Origin of the sequence: Halostagnicola larsenii XH-48 (assembly GCF_000517625.1) — an archaeon.
Classification (GTDB): domain Archaea; phylum Halobacteriota; class Halobacteria; order Halobacteriales; family Natrialbaceae; genus Halostagnicola; species Halostagnicola larsenii.
On record NZ_CP007055.1, the window covers coordinates 2,478,359 to 2,495,784 of the forward strand.

14 protein-coding genes are annotated in these 17,426 nt (G+C 58.8%); 6 read left to right on the plus strand and 8 right to left on the minus strand.

The features are described 5' to 3' along the window. Window positions 1-16: 16 nt before the first annotated feature. The 3 genes from HALLA_RS12520 to HALLA_RS21715 form a co-directional block, all read right to left on the minus strand. Window positions 17-940, minus strand: a complete 924-nt coding sequence (locus HALLA_RS12520; RefSeq protein WP_049953672.1) for an archaellin/type IV pilin N-terminal domain-containing protein — start codon at window positions 938-940, stop codon at window positions 17-19. Between the two features lie 469 nt (window positions 941-1,409). Next, window positions 1,410-2,336 (minus strand): archaellin/type IV pilin N-terminal domain-containing protein, encoded by a 927-nt coding sequence (locus HALLA_RS12525; protein WP_049953673.1) that lies wholly within the window; start codon window positions 2,334-2,336, stop codon window positions 1,410-1,412. Between the two features lie 473 nt (window positions 2,337-2,809). After that, on the minus strand, window positions 2,810-3,751 hold the full coding sequence (locus HALLA_RS21715) for an archaellin/type IV pilin N-terminal domain-containing protein (protein WP_049953674.1): 942 nt from the start codon (window positions 3,749-3,751) through the stop codon (window positions 2,810-2,812). Window positions 3,752-4,029: 278 nt separating this feature from the next. Between HALLA_RS21715 and HALLA_RS12535 the strand changes: the two genes are divergently transcribed. The 5 genes from HALLA_RS12535 to HALLA_RS12560 all read left to right on the plus strand — a co-directional run bounded on the left by HALLA_RS12535 (window position 4,030) and on the right by HALLA_RS12560 (window position 9,963). Next, complete coding sequence (locus HALLA_RS12535) at window positions 4,030-4,242, plus strand: hypothetical protein (protein WP_049953675.1); 213 nt, start codon at window positions 4,030-4,032, stop codon at window positions 4,240-4,242. 580 nt (window positions 4,243-4,822) lie between these two features. Continuing rightward, complete coding sequence (locus tag HALLA_RS12545) at window positions 4,823-7,519, plus strand: glycoside hydrolase family 31 protein (RefSeq protein WP_049953677.1); 2,697 nt, start codon at window positions 4,823-4,825, stop codon at window positions 7,517-7,519. Between the two features lie 700 nt (window positions 7,520-8,219). Further along, window positions 8,220-8,435: a hypothetical protein gene (locus tag HALLA_RS12550; protein WP_049954117.1), complete on the plus strand. Its 216-nt coding sequence runs from the start codon at window positions 8,220-8,222 to the stop codon at window positions 8,433-8,435. After that, window positions 8,432-8,671: a hypothetical protein gene (locus HALLA_RS12555; RefSeq protein ID WP_049953678.1), complete on the plus strand. Its 240-nt coding sequence runs from the start codon at window positions 8,432-8,434 to the stop codon at window positions 8,669-8,671. The genes HALLA_RS12550 and HALLA_RS12555 overlap by 4 nt, the downstream gene beginning before the upstream one ends. 569 nt (window positions 8,672-9,240) lie before the next feature. Continuing rightward, on the plus strand, window positions 9,241-9,963 hold the full coding sequence (locus HALLA_RS12560; protein ID WP_049953679.1) for a DUF2270 domain-containing protein: 723 nt from the start codon (window positions 9,241-9,243) through the stop codon (window positions 9,961-9,963). 15 nt (window positions 9,964-9,978) lie between these two features. Here HALLA_RS12560 and HALLA_RS12565 read toward each other — a convergent pair whose 3' ends face one another. From HALLA_RS12565 to HALLA_RS12575, 3 genes are all read right to left on the minus strand, one after another. Next, window positions 9,979-10,842 carry a CheF family chemotaxis protein gene (locus HALLA_RS12565; protein ID WP_049953680.1) on the minus strand — a complete coding sequence of 288 codons (864 nt, stop codon included), beginning with the start codon at window positions 10,840-10,842 and terminating at the stop codon, window positions 9,979-9,981. After that, on the minus strand, window positions 10,839-12,101 hold the full coding sequence (locus HALLA_RS12570; RefSeq protein ID WP_049953681.1) for a HEAT repeat domain-containing protein: 1,263 nt from the start codon (window positions 12,099-12,101) through the stop codon (window positions 10,839-10,841). The genes HALLA_RS12565 and HALLA_RS12570 overlap by 4 nt, the downstream gene beginning before the upstream one ends. 158 nt (window positions 12,102-12,259) lie before the next feature. Next, window positions 12,260-13,087 (minus strand): hypothetical protein, encoded by an 828-nt coding sequence (locus HALLA_RS12575; RefSeq protein ID WP_049953682.1) that lies wholly within the window; start codon window positions 13,085-13,087, stop codon window positions 12,260-12,262. Between the two features lie 238 nt (window positions 13,088-13,325). Between HALLA_RS12575 and HALLA_RS12580 the strand changes: the two genes are divergently transcribed. Beyond that, window positions 13,326-15,806, plus strand: coding sequence for a CARDB domain-containing protein (locus HALLA_RS12580; protein WP_169732139.1), 2,481 nt, complete (start codon window positions 13,326-13,328; stop codon window positions 15,804-15,806). A gap of 33 nt (window positions 15,807-15,839) precedes the next feature. On the opposite strand, the gene HALLA_RS21755 is transcribed toward HALLA_RS12580, so the two are convergent. Together HALLA_RS21755 and HALLA_RS12590 are read right to left on the minus strand one after the other, a co-directional pair. Beyond that, a complete protein-coding gene (locus HALLA_RS21755; RefSeq protein WP_049953684.1) occupies window positions 15,840-16,391 on the minus strand; it encodes a desampylase in 552 nt (183 codons plus the stop codon). A gap of 48 nt (window positions 16,392-16,439) precedes the next feature. Next, on the minus strand, window positions 16,440-17,408 hold the full coding sequence (locus tag HALLA_RS12590) for a cobalamin-binding protein (RefSeq protein ID WP_049953685.1): 969 nt from the start codon (window positions 17,406-17,408) through the stop codon (window positions 16,440-16,442). Between the last annotated feature and the right edge of the window lie 18 nt (window positions 17,409-17,426).

A 17,426-nucleotide genomic window follows, 5' to 3' on the forward strand; every position in this document is an offset into this window, starting at 1 on the left:
CGAAGTGGATATGAATCTACAGGGAGACCGATTCGGATTCGGTCAGCGTGGACGGAGCCATCAGGATTTCGTTGGTCTGGGCACCGTCTGCGGTCGTAATGGTGAACGTCGCGTCGCCACCGGCTTCGATCGTCTCATCCGTGTCGAAGTGACCGTTGGTGAGATCCATCGTAACTTCAGACGTGTCGCCCGACTCGAGGATTGCAGCCTCCGAATCGTCGACATCGTCGTCAGTGCTGGTGATATCGAAGTCATCGAGGGTACCGCGCGTGGTTTCCGTGCCAACGAATTCGTACGTTGATGACGAAAGGTCGACTGCGTCAGCACCGGGACCAAGCGAAACCATCAGCTGCACTTCAGTGACACCGTATTCACTGGAACCAGCTTCCTGGGGACTCGAGAGTTCAAGTTCGCCGTCGCTTTCATCGACATTGATATCGACGCCATTTCCGTCGTTCGGATCAACATCGATGATGAACGTATCACCGGCCGTCAAATCTGAACTGCCAGAAGCACCGACTGTGATTTCAACGGTCGTTTGCTCGGTTACGTCACCCGAGAGAGTTTGACCGTCGAGGTCTGTTGTGCCATCTACACTGGCAGTTGCGAGTTCATTGCCATCTGCATCAGTTGCAGTAAGTGTGAATTCAGTATCAGTACTAAGACCAGCGTTGTCGTTGAACGTGATTGTCTCAGAAGCCGTCAGACTGTCATCGTAGATCTGCTCTACATTACCAGTCGATGAGTCAATGGAGACGACGTTCGACACCTGATTCGTACTTTCCTGCCCCGTTGCCTCTGCCTGGGACTGCAGCAGTCCCGCAGTGTTGATCAGCACACCCGCCGCGATCGCTGCGACGAGCACCATCGCGATGAACACGATGAGTGTACCGATACCCACCTGACCGCGCTCTTCTTCGTCTGTGATTTGTTCGAACATGTGTGTTTTATTACGCGCCGAGCACCCACCAGAAACGATGTTTCTGTGATATGCCGGACGTGTCTCGGCTTTCAAAGTATTATCTAATAAATATTCTTGCCGATTGAGAGGTGCGGATAAGTGTATCGGCCAACCGCGATATGGCCAGAAACGTAATAAGTGAACGATAAGAATCAGCCGACGAAGACCGGTTTCGCTAGTGATCCTTCGAGCAGACTAGATCTAGTTAGGCAATCATACTTGATCAGATTCATCGACTATATTGATTGATGCTAAGAAACAATTGTCAAACCAAATCGTTTCATCGCTGAGATACAGTACTCATGAGATCGATCTAAGCGTTCCTTGGACTATCACTAATGGAGTTCACCAGAAGTCTGATTGTAGACCTTGAGTCATCACCTGTTTAGCATACGCTCTCGAAGCAGGCTTCTCAAAAAATAACCGTTAGAACTGTTGTGAATCGATTCTACAGGGAGACCGATTCGGACTCGGTCAGCGTGGACGGAGCCATCAGGATCTCATTGGTCTGGGCACCGTCTGCGGTCGTGATCGTGAACGTTGCGTCGCCACCGGCTTCGATCGTCTCATCCGTGTTGAAGTGACCGTTAGTGAGATCCATCGTGATCTCAGACGTATCGCCCGACTCGAGGATCGCAGCTTCCGAGTCACTGATATCGTCGTCAGTGCTGGTAATGTCGAAGTCGTCTAGAGTACCGCGCGTCGTTTCCGTACCAACGAATTCGTACGTTGCCGAGCTGAGGTCGACCGCATCAGCACCGGGGCCGAGCGAAACCATCAGCTGCACTTCAGTGACGCCGTATTCGTTCGTGGAGATTTCTCCATCAGACTCTTGACCGCTCGAGAGCGAGAAACCGCTATTGTCTTCGATGGTAACGGTGACACCGCTTCCACCATTAGGATCCACAGAGATACTAGCAGAATCACCTGACGTGAAAGTAGTGCCACTGTAAGAATTAAGCGTGACATCGATGGTACTTTCTTCAGTCAATGGAACATCGGTGATAGCAGAGCCAAAGTTATCGACATCGATAGCCGTATAGCTGTCAATTTCGTCACCGCTCCCGTCAGAAATCGTCACATCAACGGTATCTCCTGACGAAAGATCAGTTGAACCCGTATCTAAGATGATATCTTCTTCTGTCGTCGTAAATATCTGGGAGACATCACCAGTTGACGAGTCGATTGAGACGACGTTCGACACCTGATTCGTACTTTCCTGCCCCGTTGCCTCTGCCTGGGACTGCAGCAGTCCCGCAGTGTTGATCAGCACACCCGCCGCAATTGCTGCGACGAGCACCATCGCGATGAACACGATGAGTGTACCGATACCCACCTGACCGCGTTCTTCTTCGTCTGTGATTTGTTCGAACATGTGTGTTTTATTACGCGCCGAGCACCCACCAGAAACGATGTTTCTGTGATATGCCGGACGTGTCTCGGCTTTCAAAGTATTATCTAATAAATATTCTTGCCGATTGAGAGGTGCGGATAAGTATACTGGCCGACCACACTTCGGCCGCAAGACTAATACAAATACAGGCAAAATCGAGCGACGGAGGCCGCTTTCGACAGTGATCCTTCGAACATATTAAATCTGTCCGGCGCAACCGCTCCCGGTCAGACTCACCTACCATAATAATTGATGTCAAGCAGCTACTGTCATTTGAAATTGTATTTAGATACGATAGTGAAACACTCTCGAGAAAAATTGAACCATCTCTCAACTCATTACAACTCGCTTTATGAAGACTAGTTAGAAGTCGTCACCAACTACGCTGTTCAGCATGTCCTCGAAGGAACGATCACTCGAAAAAATAACCGCTAAGACATGAGTGCGATCCGATTCTACAGGGAGACCGATTCGGACTCGGTCAGCGTGGACGGAGCCATCAGGATCTCATTGGTCTGGGCACCGTCTGCGGTCGTGATCGTGAACGTCGCGTCGTCACCGGCTTCGATCGTCTCGTCGCTTTCGAAGTGACCGTTATCGACATCCATGATGATTTCGGACGTGTCGCCAGACTCGAGGATTGCTGCATCCGAATCGCTGACATCGTCGTCAGTGCTGGTGATATCGAAGTCATCGAGGGTACCACGGGTGGTGTCCTTACCCACGTATTCGTACGTGGTCGACGAAAGGTCGACTGCGTCAGCACCGGGACCAAGCGAGACCATCAACTGAACCTCTTTAACGCCGTATTCGTTAGAGGCGATTTCGGCTTCCTGATCGCTCGAGAGTTGGAGGTCACCCTCATAGTCGCTAAGAGCGATTTCCACACCTGTATCTGCTCCGTTGGAGTGGTCCACTTCGATCGTGTCAGTTGTTTCGCCGGACAGTTGGTCAGTAGTCAGGTCTACTTCGACGGTACTCGCATTGGTCAACGTGACACCTGTCATTGCCGTTTCAAGGTCACCATATTCAGAGCCATCTGCACCAATCGTCTCGGAGTAGGTCGTAGTATCACCATCAATCGTCGTGACGGTCACGTCAATAGTATCACCATCTGTAACTGGATCTGTTCCAGAGAAAGTGAAATCTTCCGTCTGTGTGTTCGACTCATCAACGAGTGTCGAGACGACACCAGTCGACGAATCGATCGAGACGACGTTCGAAACCTGATTCGTACTTTCTTGACCCGTTGCTTCTGCCTGGGACTGGAGAAGACCTGCAGTGTTAATGAGAACACCTGCCGCAATCGCTGCGACAAGAACCATCGCGATAAAGACGATGAGGGTACCGATTCCCACCTGACCGCGTTCTTCTTCGTCTGTAATTTGCTCAAACATTGTCTGTGTATGTTCGCCCGGAGCACACCACCACAGTGCTACCCGCACATCTGTTGGCGACTGCCGGAACGTATTCTCGAGTTCCAACCAATCTGTATTAAGTCTATTCGCCAGATCTGACACTATATAACTCTACTTGCCGACCCCTGTACGCCTTAAATCTACTCGCCGTCGGCGGTTCTTGGTATATAATACTACTTGCCGACCGCCAAATTCTAAAATATCCATCATAGGATTTGGGCGAGACACTTAAGCCCGCCGACCAAGATTTCACGAGTATGGACATTATCGACGGGGAGAAAGTCGAGTGTAGCCGCTGTGACGAAGTCACCGACTTAGAAGAGGTCAACGTGCTCGGAAAGCGCCACAACCGAACGTACGCGAAACCGATCTGCGACGACTGTCTCGACGGAATTGGGGTCCCGCGAGGGTACGAACTCGAGCGCGACGTGAGCTATCTCAAGCAGGGATCGAACGAAACTCACTCCTGAGCACCGCCGGTCGAACCCGTCTTTTGCGGCTCGCGCGCAGATTGGGGAGCCGACGGCTCGAGTCACCTCGAGATCGAACGGTACATCGCTCCTCGGTTGGGGTTACCGTGCCGCTTCGAACGACAGCGCGGTGGCGCTGCGCAATCGGGTCGACGGCTTCGTCAATCGGGGTCGTTTCCCCGAGTTCGGAAGCAGTTTCCGCAGTGAGACAGCCGTGCGTTCGATGATCTGTTCGGGGGTGTCTGCAGGTTCGATGACGACCGTTTCACCCGCCTCGTGAATCGATACCTCGACCCAGGATACTCTCGAGTCCCGGGCGTACTCTTGAGGCGCTCTCGAATCTCCTGCGGGAGGACGACCCGTCCGTTCGAGTCTCCGTTGGTCTATCCCTAATTTGGGTGGGACGAGCACACCGAGTAGATCCCATAGCCTCGCTCGCTTCCGCTCGAGATCCAAGAGAATGTATAAATCTAAATGGGTAAAATAATAGAGAGAATATAAAGAAAAATGTACATTATTTATTTACTGTATGAACGGGTTGCAGAAATATTATTACAGATGCGAAGTAATTCTTCATCGCATGTTTGAAAACGGCCGTCACGGTATTGACCGGCGATCCGTACTGAAATCGACCGCTGCACTCCTTGCGGGAACTGCCTTTGCGTCCGTCCCCGCTCAGGCGTATCACTATGATGCGAAGATCCACTACGAACCTGAACTGGACGAGGAGAAACTCATGGAATTATCAGTTCACGGGTATGAGGTCTTCGAAGAGGGAGTCAGATTCGACCTTGGCGAATACGACGGGTATATCAGCTTGTTCGACGACGACCTCGCCCGCGTTTCGATCCTCGAGGAAGACGAAGAGGTATACGAGTCCCGCGGGATTGCCAACGGCCGTGAAGAGTGGGAGACGCCGACCTTTAGCGTCGACGAGACCGAGAATACCATCGTAATTGATACGGAAACCATCACTGTCGAGGTCCAGAAAGACCTCTTCGGCGTGAAGTTTCTCGACGAGAAGGGAAACGTCGTCAACGAAGACTACCTCGACAACGGAACGGCGGGGTACGAAGGGGACAAACCCTACGCATACAAGAAAGCCGACGCGGACGAGTCCTTCTACGGCTTCGGCGAACAGCCGGAACTCACTCTCGACCAGCGCGGCAAGAAAATCGAGAATTGGAACACCGATCAGTACGGCTACGGAAACACCAGCGACTACGTCTACACGTCGGTTCCCTTCTTCGTCGGGTTAAAGGATACAGGTGCGTACGGCCTCTTCTTCGACAATCCATCGCACTCGGTCTTCCACATGGCCGACGACCCGAACGCCTCCGGAGAGAGCTACGATTCTCGGGCGGAAGAAGACTACTACTACTTCCTGGCTGATGGCGGCCAGCTAACCTACTACTTCGCGTACGGCCCCGAGATCAGTGACGTTCTCGAGCGATACACGGACCTCACGGGGACGATTCCCCTCCCGCCCAAGTGGGCTATCGCGTATCATCAGAGCAAGTGGGAGTATAGTCCAGCGGAGCTTGCCGAGGTACCCCAGCGGTATCGCGAGGAGGAAATCCCGCTGGACGCGATGCACTTCGACATCGGGTACATGGACGACTATCGCGTCTTCACCATTCAAGGGACCCACCGAGAGGCACTTAATACGCTCAACGGAGAGGTGCCCGAGCTCAAGACAGTCGTGGTCAACGATCCCGGCGTCGCAGTCGACAAAACGGCCGACGTTGATGGCGACGGCGAGGACGAACTCTACGGTCCCTACCTCGAGGGAACCTTGAACGGGTACTGGACCAAGAACGCCAGCGGCGATACGTTCTACGGACCGGTCTGGCCGGCCCAGGACGTCGCCGACGATCCCACGGACGCGGTGTGGCCGGACTTCTCGCGATCCGAGGTTCGCGAGTGGTGGGCCGAACAGCACGACGTATTCTTCGACGCCGGCTTTGACGGGATCAAAAACGACATGGGCGAACCCGCGGTGTTCCAAAAGAACGAGAAGTACGACTGGACGATGCCGGCGGACAACATCCACGGCGCGGGCACAGAGACGATGCTCCACGAGGAGTACCACAACATGTACGGATTCGACTACGCCCGTGCATCCCGCAAGGCGTACGATCTCTACAAGCCCGACCAACGGCCGTTCTTGCTCAATCGGAACCTGTACGCGGGCGGGCAGCGATTCGCGGCGATCTGGACCGGCGACAACGTCAGCGAGTGGATGCACCTGCGGATGTCAATCCCGATGCAACTGAATCTCGGACTGTCGGGAATGGCGTTTTGCGGCCACGATGTCGGCGGCTTCGCCAACCGACCCACGCCGGAGCTGTTCAAGCGCTGGATGGAACTGGGCGCGTTCATCCCGTACTTCCGGAACCACACCGACACGCACCGAAAGTCCGATCAAGAGGTCGACGTGCGCAACCAGCATCCCTGGACGTTCGGCGAGGAGGCCCTCGAGATCAGCAAGAAGTACATCGAACTGCGCTACCGACTGATGCCGTACCTCTATAACGAATTCGAAGAGTCCGCCGAAACCGGCAAGCCGATCCAGCAGCCGCTGGTCTATCACTTCCAGGACGATCCGGACACCCGGGATATCACCGATCAATTCATGTTCGGTGATAACATGATGATCGCGCCGGTCGTCGAGCAAGGCGCGACTTCGCGCGAGGTGTACCTGCCCGAAAGCGAGACCTGGGTCGACTTCTGGACCAACGAGGTCTACGACGGCGACCAAACGATCACCGTCGATGCGCCGATCGATCACCTGCCGATCTTCGTGCGGAAGGACTCGATCGTTCCGATGCGTGATGTCCAGCAGTACACCGGTGAGAAACCGCTGACGACGCTTGAACTTCGCACTTACCTCGACGGGGAGGCCACCTACACCTTCTACGAGGACGACGGCGAGACTCGAGCCTTCGAAGATGGAGAGTACAATGTCACGCACTTCTCCGTCTCGGAGAACAACGGCGGTGTCGTCACCTTTGAACGTGAACTCGAGGTGCAGAACTACGACGATTCGGAGCTCTCGTCGTACCTGCTGACCCTCGACCTCTCGGCGGCCCCGCGGAAAGTTCAGGCCGGCCCGACGAAGTATGAGGAGGTCGACGCCGACGACGTCGCGGACGTCCCTGAATCGTTCGCCTACGATGCTGAGGCAGACGCAGTGTCGGTCCACATTCCTGTCGACGAAGACCAGGACGTGAAACTGTTCTTCAACGGCGGTTCCAACCCTGGACGCGGTCGGTAAGCGTCGAGAATTCGATCACAATATTTCGAGTGTTGCGTATCGAACCGAGAGACGAAAGAGACCAGCACTCGAGCCTCCCCTCCACAACCAATCCCAAGTACTCATCAGTGAGTGAAAGTCATGGGGAGAAATATATAGAATCGGCATTTCACCCCTATTTCGAGCCGGAATTCAGTCGAATCGACCCCGGATTCGAACCCGTTCGCTTCGACTCGAGAAGGGGTCCCAAACCACAAGACGTGAGCCCGATCTCCAACCATCAGCGCCGACGGTGGTTCCACCCGAAACGGACGGTCGGACGACGTGCCTCGAGCGGACCCGAACGGAAACTCGAGCGGGCTTCGCGTGCGCGCGTAGATTAAATTAAGTCATCCATCGCCAGTCCACACGAGGAGCGCCGGCTGAAAGTTAGTCTCGTCGGACGTTATTTTCACTCCGAAACAGTAGCTATATGACACTACAGTACAATCGCCCAAATGGAAGTCATGGACTCCGCGCACGGGGGCGTTTTGTATTTGAAATGCCCCGGGTGGTCAGAGCACCCGAGACGTGGCTTCCAAACCCGAGAGGGTTTGTCAACCATGTTCGGATCTATTCTCCGCGGGCTTAAACATCCCGTCCGACAGTCGAATCGAACGACCAATACCGCTGCCCTCGAGCGATTGCGACCGTGGGCGGCGGCCATCGGAGGTGGGCGACGGTGACCGACTCGAGGAGACCTCTCCTCCTCGACATCGTCGCGGTTCTCGAACGCCACGGCCTGCCGCCGGACGCCTACCGGCTGGGCGACGAAATCGACCCCGAGGCCGTCGAACGCGTCCTCGAGTCCGGCGGGCCGGACACCGAAGTTCGGTGCTCGGTTCGGGACGTGCCGCTGGTGGTTACCCCCGACGGTCCGCGGGTGATCGACGCGTGAGCGAGTCCGAACGCGACGCCGACCGCACGAACGCCGCCGACTCGAGCGACGACCGCTCGAGCGCTGAGCACGCGAGCGACGACTGGGCGAACGAAACCGACCTGGACCCCGAGGAATCCCCGTTCCCGCAGTGTCCCCGCTGTGGCCGCCCCGTCACTCGCGTGACCTCCACCGGCCCCACCGACCACACCGCCAGTCCATGCGGGTGTCGCGTGAGTCCGAACCTACTCGAGTAGCCGCGTCCGGACTGCTGCTCCCCGACCGGTTTTTCCGTTCCCCGTTTCGACGCGCGAAAGGTCGACTCGAGCGATGCCTATGGTGGCGATTCGATGGGGGTCGCGGCGAAACCGCCTCGAAGATCGAAATCGCCGTTATCCGGACTCGCCGGATGATCACCCTTTGGCGGTTTCAAAATGTGGCACCGAAAACACATTTTGAGGATCCATACGGGTATCGGAGGGGCGAAGACGAACTCGAGTCGGAGACTGTTCGAGGCAGTGTTTGAATCGCACTCGAACGAAATCCGGCGATTGGACACACCCCCGATTTTCAGCGAAAATACCTAACGAGACGGTATCATCCGCTCTGTGAGAAGACCGCGATCAACCCATCTACACGTCCGGTTCGTCCGATCGAGCACAGAGTGACAAGCAGCCAGTGTAGAGAGCACCTACCCGCAATCCCGAACAGCAGCGGGAACCGGCTCTCGAGGGGCCACTCTAGAGGAGAATCACGAAACGAAGACAATACGCACTGACTACAGGTCCGCTACGGGATTTTGGCCGTCGATTTCGTACGTACGCACATGCCCGACGACCACTCGACCGACGAACCCCTCGAGCGCGAGGACGAGGAGATCGCCGCCGAGATAGCGGGCGACGCCGAGTCGCTCCTCGACGCGCTCCCCCACTACTACAGGGGTGAGATCACCCAGACGACGACCGCTCAGGACCGGATCGATCAGACGACCAACTGGGCGATCACAGTCCTCGCGGCCCTGCTCTCGGTCGTCTTCTCGAGCCCGGACATGCCGGCGTACCTGCTGTTGGTCGGCATGGTCATCCTGGCCGTCTTTCTCTCGTTCGAGGTTCGTCGGTACCGGTTTTACGACCTCTACCGGTCTCGAGTGCGCTTCTTCCAGGAGAACGTCTTCGCGAACGCCCTCGATCCGCAGGGCGTCGAACACGCCAGGTGGCGCGAAGAGCTGGGCGAGGATCTCCGCTACCCCACGTTCAAAGTTAGCTTGCTCGAGGCGCTCTCCCGGCGTGTGCGTCGGATTTACGCCCTGTTGTTCGCGGTGCTGGGCGTCTCGTGGGTCGCGAAAGTCACGCTGTTCACCCCGGAGGCGCGGTGGACGGAGGCCGCGGAGTTGCCGGGCATTCCCGGGACCGTCGTGGCCGGGATACTCGCCCTGTTTTTCCTCGCGCTCGTCGTGCTCGCGAAGTGGCCGGGCTCGCGCGAAGCGAAAGGAGAGATCCACGGCGAGGAACCCGGAGAGTGGAAAGAAACGGACGAAGAGGGGGCGTGACGGTACCCGCGAGCGCTACTTGCTGTTCATCGATTCGCTGGCGATATTTCGGCCGCGCGGTTTCAACGCGACCTCTCTGCGAACCCGGACCTCCTCTAACACGTCGAGTTCGATCATGCGTTCGTACATCTCCTCGACGTCGTCGATGTCGATGTCCAGAAACTCCGGCACTTCGAACGGCGATACGCCGGAGTAGATCGCCATCAGCACCTCCTGTTCCTGGCTCGAGAGGTCGATCTGCGAGGCGTTTTTCTCGGCTCCGCGGTCGAGCACGGATTTCAACATCGCGCAGTTTTGTGCGCCGCCCGAAAGGTAGGTCTGGACGCTGGTACCCTCTTCGGTGTGTTCGGCTTCGACGACCGGTCGTTCCTGCCCGCGAACCGCTCGCTCGTCGTTCTCGACGGTCCCGACGTCGTCGACTTCGATCTGGACGAAGTTGCCGTTCTCGACGGCGAAGTTCGCGACGCCCTCGTTGATTTTGACGCGGGCTTTCTTCCAGGACGAGTCCTGAATCACCCCGCCTTTTACCGCCGGGTGTTTCACCAGGACGATCTCGCCGTCGAGAATCGCCTTCTGGATCTGGAGTTCGAACTCCTCGACCTCGCCCATCGAGACCAGGTACACATTCTGGCCGGCGTTGACGCTGATGTAGTCCGATACTTTCGCGATCGTTCGGTTGACGTCGTACCGGCCGCGGATAGACTGGATCTGTGCGAGCGGAATCGTCTGCTTCCCGCTGTTGCTCGCGATCACCAGCCGCTTGTTCGAGAGGACGATTCGGCCGTTCGACCAGTCGGTGTCGGAGAGCTTTCGCCCGTCTTTGACTACCTGCGTAAATTGGCCCGTCACGTCCGCGAGTTTCGTCTCGGATTTGCTCATGCGAAGTCACCAGTTGGCGCACCGACGCCGCCGAGTTTCGAAAGCGCCGAAAAGCCGCGCTTGCGTAGTCGATCGTTCTCTACCCGGTCGACGAATCCCGACAGCCGGTCTCGCGACGAATCCCCGCCGATCTTCCCGAGGACGAACAGGGCTCGCACGCGGGTTTCCACGTCGGCGTACTCGTTCTCGATGAGATCGAGCAGTCGCTTTTCTAACCCATTGCCGTCGAGCATCGAGAGGCTCGTCGCAGCGAACTTCGAGGTCATCGGATCGTCGTCGCCCAGGGTGTCGATCAGCGCGTCCTGGGCCTGATTCCGATGGTCGACGTCGGCGACCCGACCGAGCAACCAGGCCGCGTTCCGGCGCTGGGCGGTCTCGGTACTCTGGGCTAAGATGTCGACCAGCGGCTGGACGGACTCGCTGGCGTTGGCTTGCTCTAGCTCGCCGACGATCTTTTCGCGAACCTGGTGGCTCGCGTCCGCGGGCGCTTCCGAGAGCAACTGGACCAGAGAGAACATCGCCGTCCGGCGAACCGTATCGGAGTCGTCGCGCAACGCCGCCGCGAGCAGTTCGACCGCCTCGACGCTGCCGAGTCGGCCGAGCGCGTCGACGGCGATCCGTCTGAGCGTCTCGTCATCGGCGTCGGTGACGCTCGAGAGTTCCCGGATCGCGTTGTCGGTTCCGATGTCCGCGAGCGCGTAAGCCGCTTCGACGCGCACGTCGTACTGATCCTCGTGGAGGATCTTCGAAAGGCCCGGAACGCTCTCTGCGGTACCAATGCGACCGCATGCCCGGGCGACGCGTTTTCGCACTCGAGGATCGGGATCGACGAGCTGGTTGACCAGCGGCCCCACGACGTTGTCCTCGCCGATTTTTCCGAGCCCCGTCGCGGCGGCCATTCGCAGTTCGGGACGGTCGGCGCCCAAACTCTGTGCGAGCGCCTGTGCCTTCTTCCACTCTGCGACCTCCTCGAGTTCCTGGCCGATGATCTCGCCGATGAGCTGTTCCAGCGCCGCCTGGCCGTACTGGTCGAGCGCGTCGATCGCGCTCGCTCGAACGTCCTCGCTCTCGTCTTCGTTCGCCGCGACCACCAGCGCATCGATGATCTCGTCTCTCGGAAATTTGCTGTCGGCTTCCTGGGGTTCGAGACTGCCGATTATCTCGGCCGTTCGGCTCCGTACGTTCGGGTTCGAGCTCGTCTCGAGGAGCCCGACGAGTTTCTCGAAATCCGCGTTCCGCTCGAGTTCGAATAGCGTCATTGTTGCGTTATCACCTTCCTCGAGGGGAATGTCCCACCGGCCGATACATGGGCAGTTATCTCCCCCACCTGTACTTAATCTTGTCTTTGACATTTGACACGCCCAGGTTGGCGTGACGTCCGACGAACCGCCTCGTGGGCCGAAGTCGCCGGACCGTGTTATTCCCCATCGCTCTCGTTGTCGCTCGACTCCCCGTCAGCCGTGGAGTCGCTTCCTTCGGATGATTCGGTCTCGTCGTCGGACACATCCTCGTTGTCGGATCCGCCCTCGTCGGATTCAGTATCATCCGTCTCGCCTGCCTCGCCGGACGTTTCGTTTCCATCCGTGTCGGATCCGTCATCCGCGGATGGGTCGCTTTCGTTCGAAGCCTCGCCGCCGGGTTCGTCGCCGTCCTCGTAGGCTTTCGACTGCATGATCGTCCCCCACAGCTGATTTTCGTCGATCTCGTCGTCGAGGTACTGGGTGACCCACTCGGTCTTGACGCCCCAGCCCGTCGCCTGTTCGTCGAACGGTTCGACGATTTCGGTGTAGAGGTTCTCGAGCGAGGAGCCGTGGTCGATCAGTTCCTGATACGCCTGGTAGATAACGACGATCTCTTCGTTGGATTCGGCGATCGTCCCGGCGCTCGAGTCGTAGAACAGATCGAGACGGTTTTCGTCCGGATCGTGATAGAGTTCGTCGACGACGATATCGTGTTCTTCGATCAAGTGATAGAACTCGCCCGGCGTCGCGTCGGGATTCTCGCCTGGGTCTTCCGGTTCGACGAGCTGCTGTCCTGCAGACCCCTCGAGACCCGGAATTGACCCGAGACAGCCGGCAACCGCTCCCAGCGAAAGCGTTCCGACGCCCGCAAGGGCGCTTCGGCGGCTGAGTGTGCGCGTCGCTCGAGTCGTGTCGTTCGTCCGAATCGACCGCGACGACCCGGAACCAGCGTCCAACTCGCCATCGTCATCGTCCTTGCTGGGAGAGTCGACTTCCCGTGACATCTATACGTCAGCGTTGCACCAACTACGTAAAAAGCGCGTTGGCCGTCTGAACAATACACGTCAGATCGAAGATAATAATCGCCCAGAGAGTATTTCAACACCCCATCCAAACAGAGTGAAACATACGATTGGTGTCGTTTGGATGAGAACGAATCCGCTCCCGCACTCGCTAGTCAGTTCCGATAGATACGTCGCTTTTTACGTACGCGTTCGAACACGAACGCAATCGACTCGGAACGTGTTCGCTCGAGGAACGCGGTACACGCTCGCAATACTGATCGCACTCGCGTTCGGGTTCGCGCTGCTCGGGCTCGCAGTCGGTACGGGTACCGCTGCAATTGGGCAGACTGATGGTTTCGGTGGGCTCGAATCCGTCGAACCGCTCGCGGACGGAAACGAAACACAAAGCCAAGTGGCCCTCGTGGAGGAACCGTTTACCGACCCGAGATACAACGACCGCGTCCTCGTAACGTTCGACGGAAGCGTCGTTAGGGGCGAACATGCAACCGCTGAAGAAACGCCCGAAAACCCATCGCTCTCGGTTGGTGGCGATCCTGTCGTCAGTAGTGACGGGAGTGTCAAAGTACTAGATGGAGACCACGTGACAGTTGGCGAGAGTGGCGTCACAGAAAATTCAGCGGGAGAGATCGTCACCGGCGATACTGGACAGGCGCTGACAGTTGACGGCAACGGAACCGTCCGCGCAGGTGAAGATGGCCCCGTCGCCGAAGCTGGCGGAACGACGCTTGAATACGAACACTACGACGAGGCGATACCTGTAGTCGAGTTTGGCGACAGCACCAACGTTTCTGAAGGGGAACAACTCTCGACCACCGTCGACGTGACCAACGTTGGATACGGCAGCATAGAAGATGAAATCAAACTCGAGGGAGTCGACACCAACGGAAGCTACGACAGTATACAGATCGGAGACGTAGACTACGAGGAGATAGCCGGCGGCGACACCGACTCCCTAACGTTCGAGCACACCCTCGTGGCAGGAGACCATCAGATAGACGAACTCCGTCTCGGCATCAGTTCTCAGCAGTTCACGGAACCGATCGATATCACGAAATCGGAAATCGCGATCACGAACGTCGAGACCAACGATCCGGTCGAGGGAGAAACCCTCACCGTCGAAGCCGACCTCGAGCGACGGGGAGCACTGGATCTCGACGACCGAACTCTGACGTTCTCGGTCGACGGAACTGAGGTTGACTCGCGGGCGATCACACTCGCGGAGGGCGCGAGCATCACCGAGGAGTTCAGTTACGAGACGGACGAGAGCAACGCCTCGACGGTCGACGTGGAGGTCGCAGTGCCGGAGGATTCGAATACGGCGGCGGAGACGGTCACCGTCGTCTCGGGGGATGAGCACAACGAGAGTATGACGGCGACCATCACCAACGAGCCGATCGCGAACCTCTCGGCGGAATTCGAGGTCGTCGCAGCCATCGACTACGACGGGGATGTTCCGGGCGGCGAAACCGTCGTGCCCACAACCTTCCGCATCGACGGATCGATCGAAGAGGAGCGGAACGTCACCGTCGAGGATGGTTCGGCCACCGAAGAGACGTTCTCGACGTATCTCACCGACGAGTCCGTACCGCTGACGAACGTCTCGGTCGAAACGCCGGGTCGGAGCGATACGCTCGAGTTCGAGCGAAACCTGACGACGGCATTCGCCGATGTCGACGAGTCGTTCAGTTCAGAAGAGACGCTAGATGCGGTCGTCACCGTTGAGAACGACGGCGACACGCCGGAGGTCGTCGAACTCACGGTGTCGGTCGACGCTCCCGACGGCGTCGACGGCGACGGCAGCGAGACGCAGACGGTTTCGGTGAACCCGTCCGAATCGGTCGAATCGGAGTTCGCCTTCGAGCCGACCGAGGACGCGCCATCGGACCTCGAACTCACGGCGGAGACGAACGGCTCGAGCGAGCCGGCGACGGCGACGGCGACCCGGCCGACGTTTACGATCGAAGACGTCGGTCTCGAGGGAGCCGACAACGCGAATTCGGGGCTGAACATGAGCGGGAACGTGACGAACGCGGGCGAGCTACCCGATAGCCAGTCCGTCCAGTTTACTCTGGATGGCGAACTCGTCGGCGAGGAGACCGTCTCGCTTGCCGCCGGGGAGTCGAAAACGGTCGAAACTGCGATCGAGCCGCCGGCGGAAAACGGCGAGTACGAGTACGGCATGACGGCCAACAACGAGAGCGCAGGCGCAGCCGAATCAGCCGAGGGAAGCGCACAGATCGACGTCTCCGGCCAGTCGATTCTCGATCGGGTCTCCTCGTTCGCCCTGCCGCTGGCGCTGCTGGCACTGCTCGCGCTCCTCGCGATCGGTGTCGTCGCACTCAAGTACCGTGACGATCCCGAAGCGCTCCAGGCGCAGGTGCTCGCGGCGAAATCGCGCGTGCAAAACGCCGTGCAGGGGGTCGTTGGAGGGGGCGGAAGCGTCATCGTCGAGAACGGCCTGCCGAGGGATTCGACGGTCCGGTTGCAGGTCAAAGACGAGAACGGGGTCGTGTTCCAGGAGGACCTCCAGCTCGCGGACGGAGAACAACGAAAGTTCCCGTCGCTTCCGGGCGACGGCCAGTTCGAAGTCGGCGTCGGCGTCGACGACGTCGCCTCACACTCGGAGGTGTTCCAGGCCAACGCCACCGACGTGGGGGTCGTCCTCCAGCCCAACGGGATTACGATCGCCGAACTGTGAGCGGGCTGGGCCACGACGGACGAATTTTTGCCGTTACTCGAGACGGACCCGTTCGGGCTCGAAATACCCGTCTCCATCGCCACGCTGACGATCCGTCTCGGGCGCTGCGCGTTCGACGCCGACTCCATCGCGCCAACGCCAGGAACCGGTTTGCGCTGTCCGCTCGCTCCCGGCCGATGCGCCGTCAGTACTCGACGAACCGGAACCGTCTCCATCCGACGAACGACCCCCGATAGCTCCGGACACGTCCTCGAGCGAGACGATGACGTACGACCGATCGGGCCAGGTCGCCAACGCCGCGTCCGTGTCACTCGGCTCGGACGGCCCTCGAGGATGAGAGTGAACGAAGCCGACGATGTCGTCGCCTCGCTCGTCGAGTCGATCGAAAACCTCGAGTTGCGCCTCCGGATCGATCCGGTATCGCGTCCGCGGCCGCTCGGCGACGTTTTCGGCTGGGTAGTACGAGCGAACACGGCTGTGGTCGACGCCGAACGAACCGCCCAGAACGCCGCAGATTTCCGCCGGCGCGCCGGCTCGAGCGGCCGCTTCGATCTCGTCTCGGACGGCGGTCGGAAGTTCGATCACGGTTCGATCACGTCTCGAACGCGTCGACGCGGTCGTTCGGCAGCAGGCTCACGCTCGCGCACCTCCAAGGCGCTCGAGCGGGAGCGCAACCGACTCATCGGGTGCGCGCTCGAACCGATCCGGCGAAACGATCGGCGCGAGCGCCTCGAGCGTGTCGACCAGCCGCGGGCCGGGTCGGTTGAGGTAGTGGTTGCCGTCCATCGCCCAGACGCGGTCGTTCCGAACGGCCGAAAGCTCCGCCCACCCCTCGAGCGCCGTCAGATCCTCGAGGTTCGCGGCCGTCTGCGCGAGGTCGAATCCACACGGGGCGACAACGAGGACTTCGGGATCGTACGCGCGGATTTCGCTCCACTCGCGGGGTCTCGAACGCTCGCCGGGGGCGGCCAGTCCGTAGTCGCCGCCGGCCCACTCGAGGAGTTCCGCCGTCCAGTGGCCCGCAACCATAACGGGATCGGTCCAGTCGAACACGGCGACGCGGGGCCGATCGCTCGAGTCAACCGCGTCGTCTCGGTGCCGCCTCGAATCGTGGCGTTCGTCGCTCGTTCGGGATCGAACCGCGTCGATTCGGTTCTCGAGGTCGTCGATCACTTCGCGGGCTCGTTCGGCCTGCCCAGTCACCTCGCCGATGCGCTCGATGTCGCCCAACACGTCGCCGACGGTGTGGGGGTCGGTCGTCAGAATTTCCGGCTCGGCATCGATGCGTTCGACCGCGTTCTCGATAACGACCTCGTCGACCGCACAGACGTCGCAGATCCCCTGCGTGACGATCAGATCGGGATCGAGCGCCCCGAGCGTCTCGAGGTCGACGTCGTAGACGCCGTCGCCCTCGGCGACCGACTCGAGGACCTGCCGGTCGATCTCGGAACTCGCGGCGGTGGCGTCGACGCTCGAGGCCGTCACCGCCGGCAGCGATCGAACCAACGGCGGATAATCGCATTCGTGGGAGACCCCCACCGGCTCGAGACCGAGCGCGGTCACGATCTCGGTCGCTGACGGCAGGGTCGTGACGATTCGCATAGCTGGCTAGTCGGACTG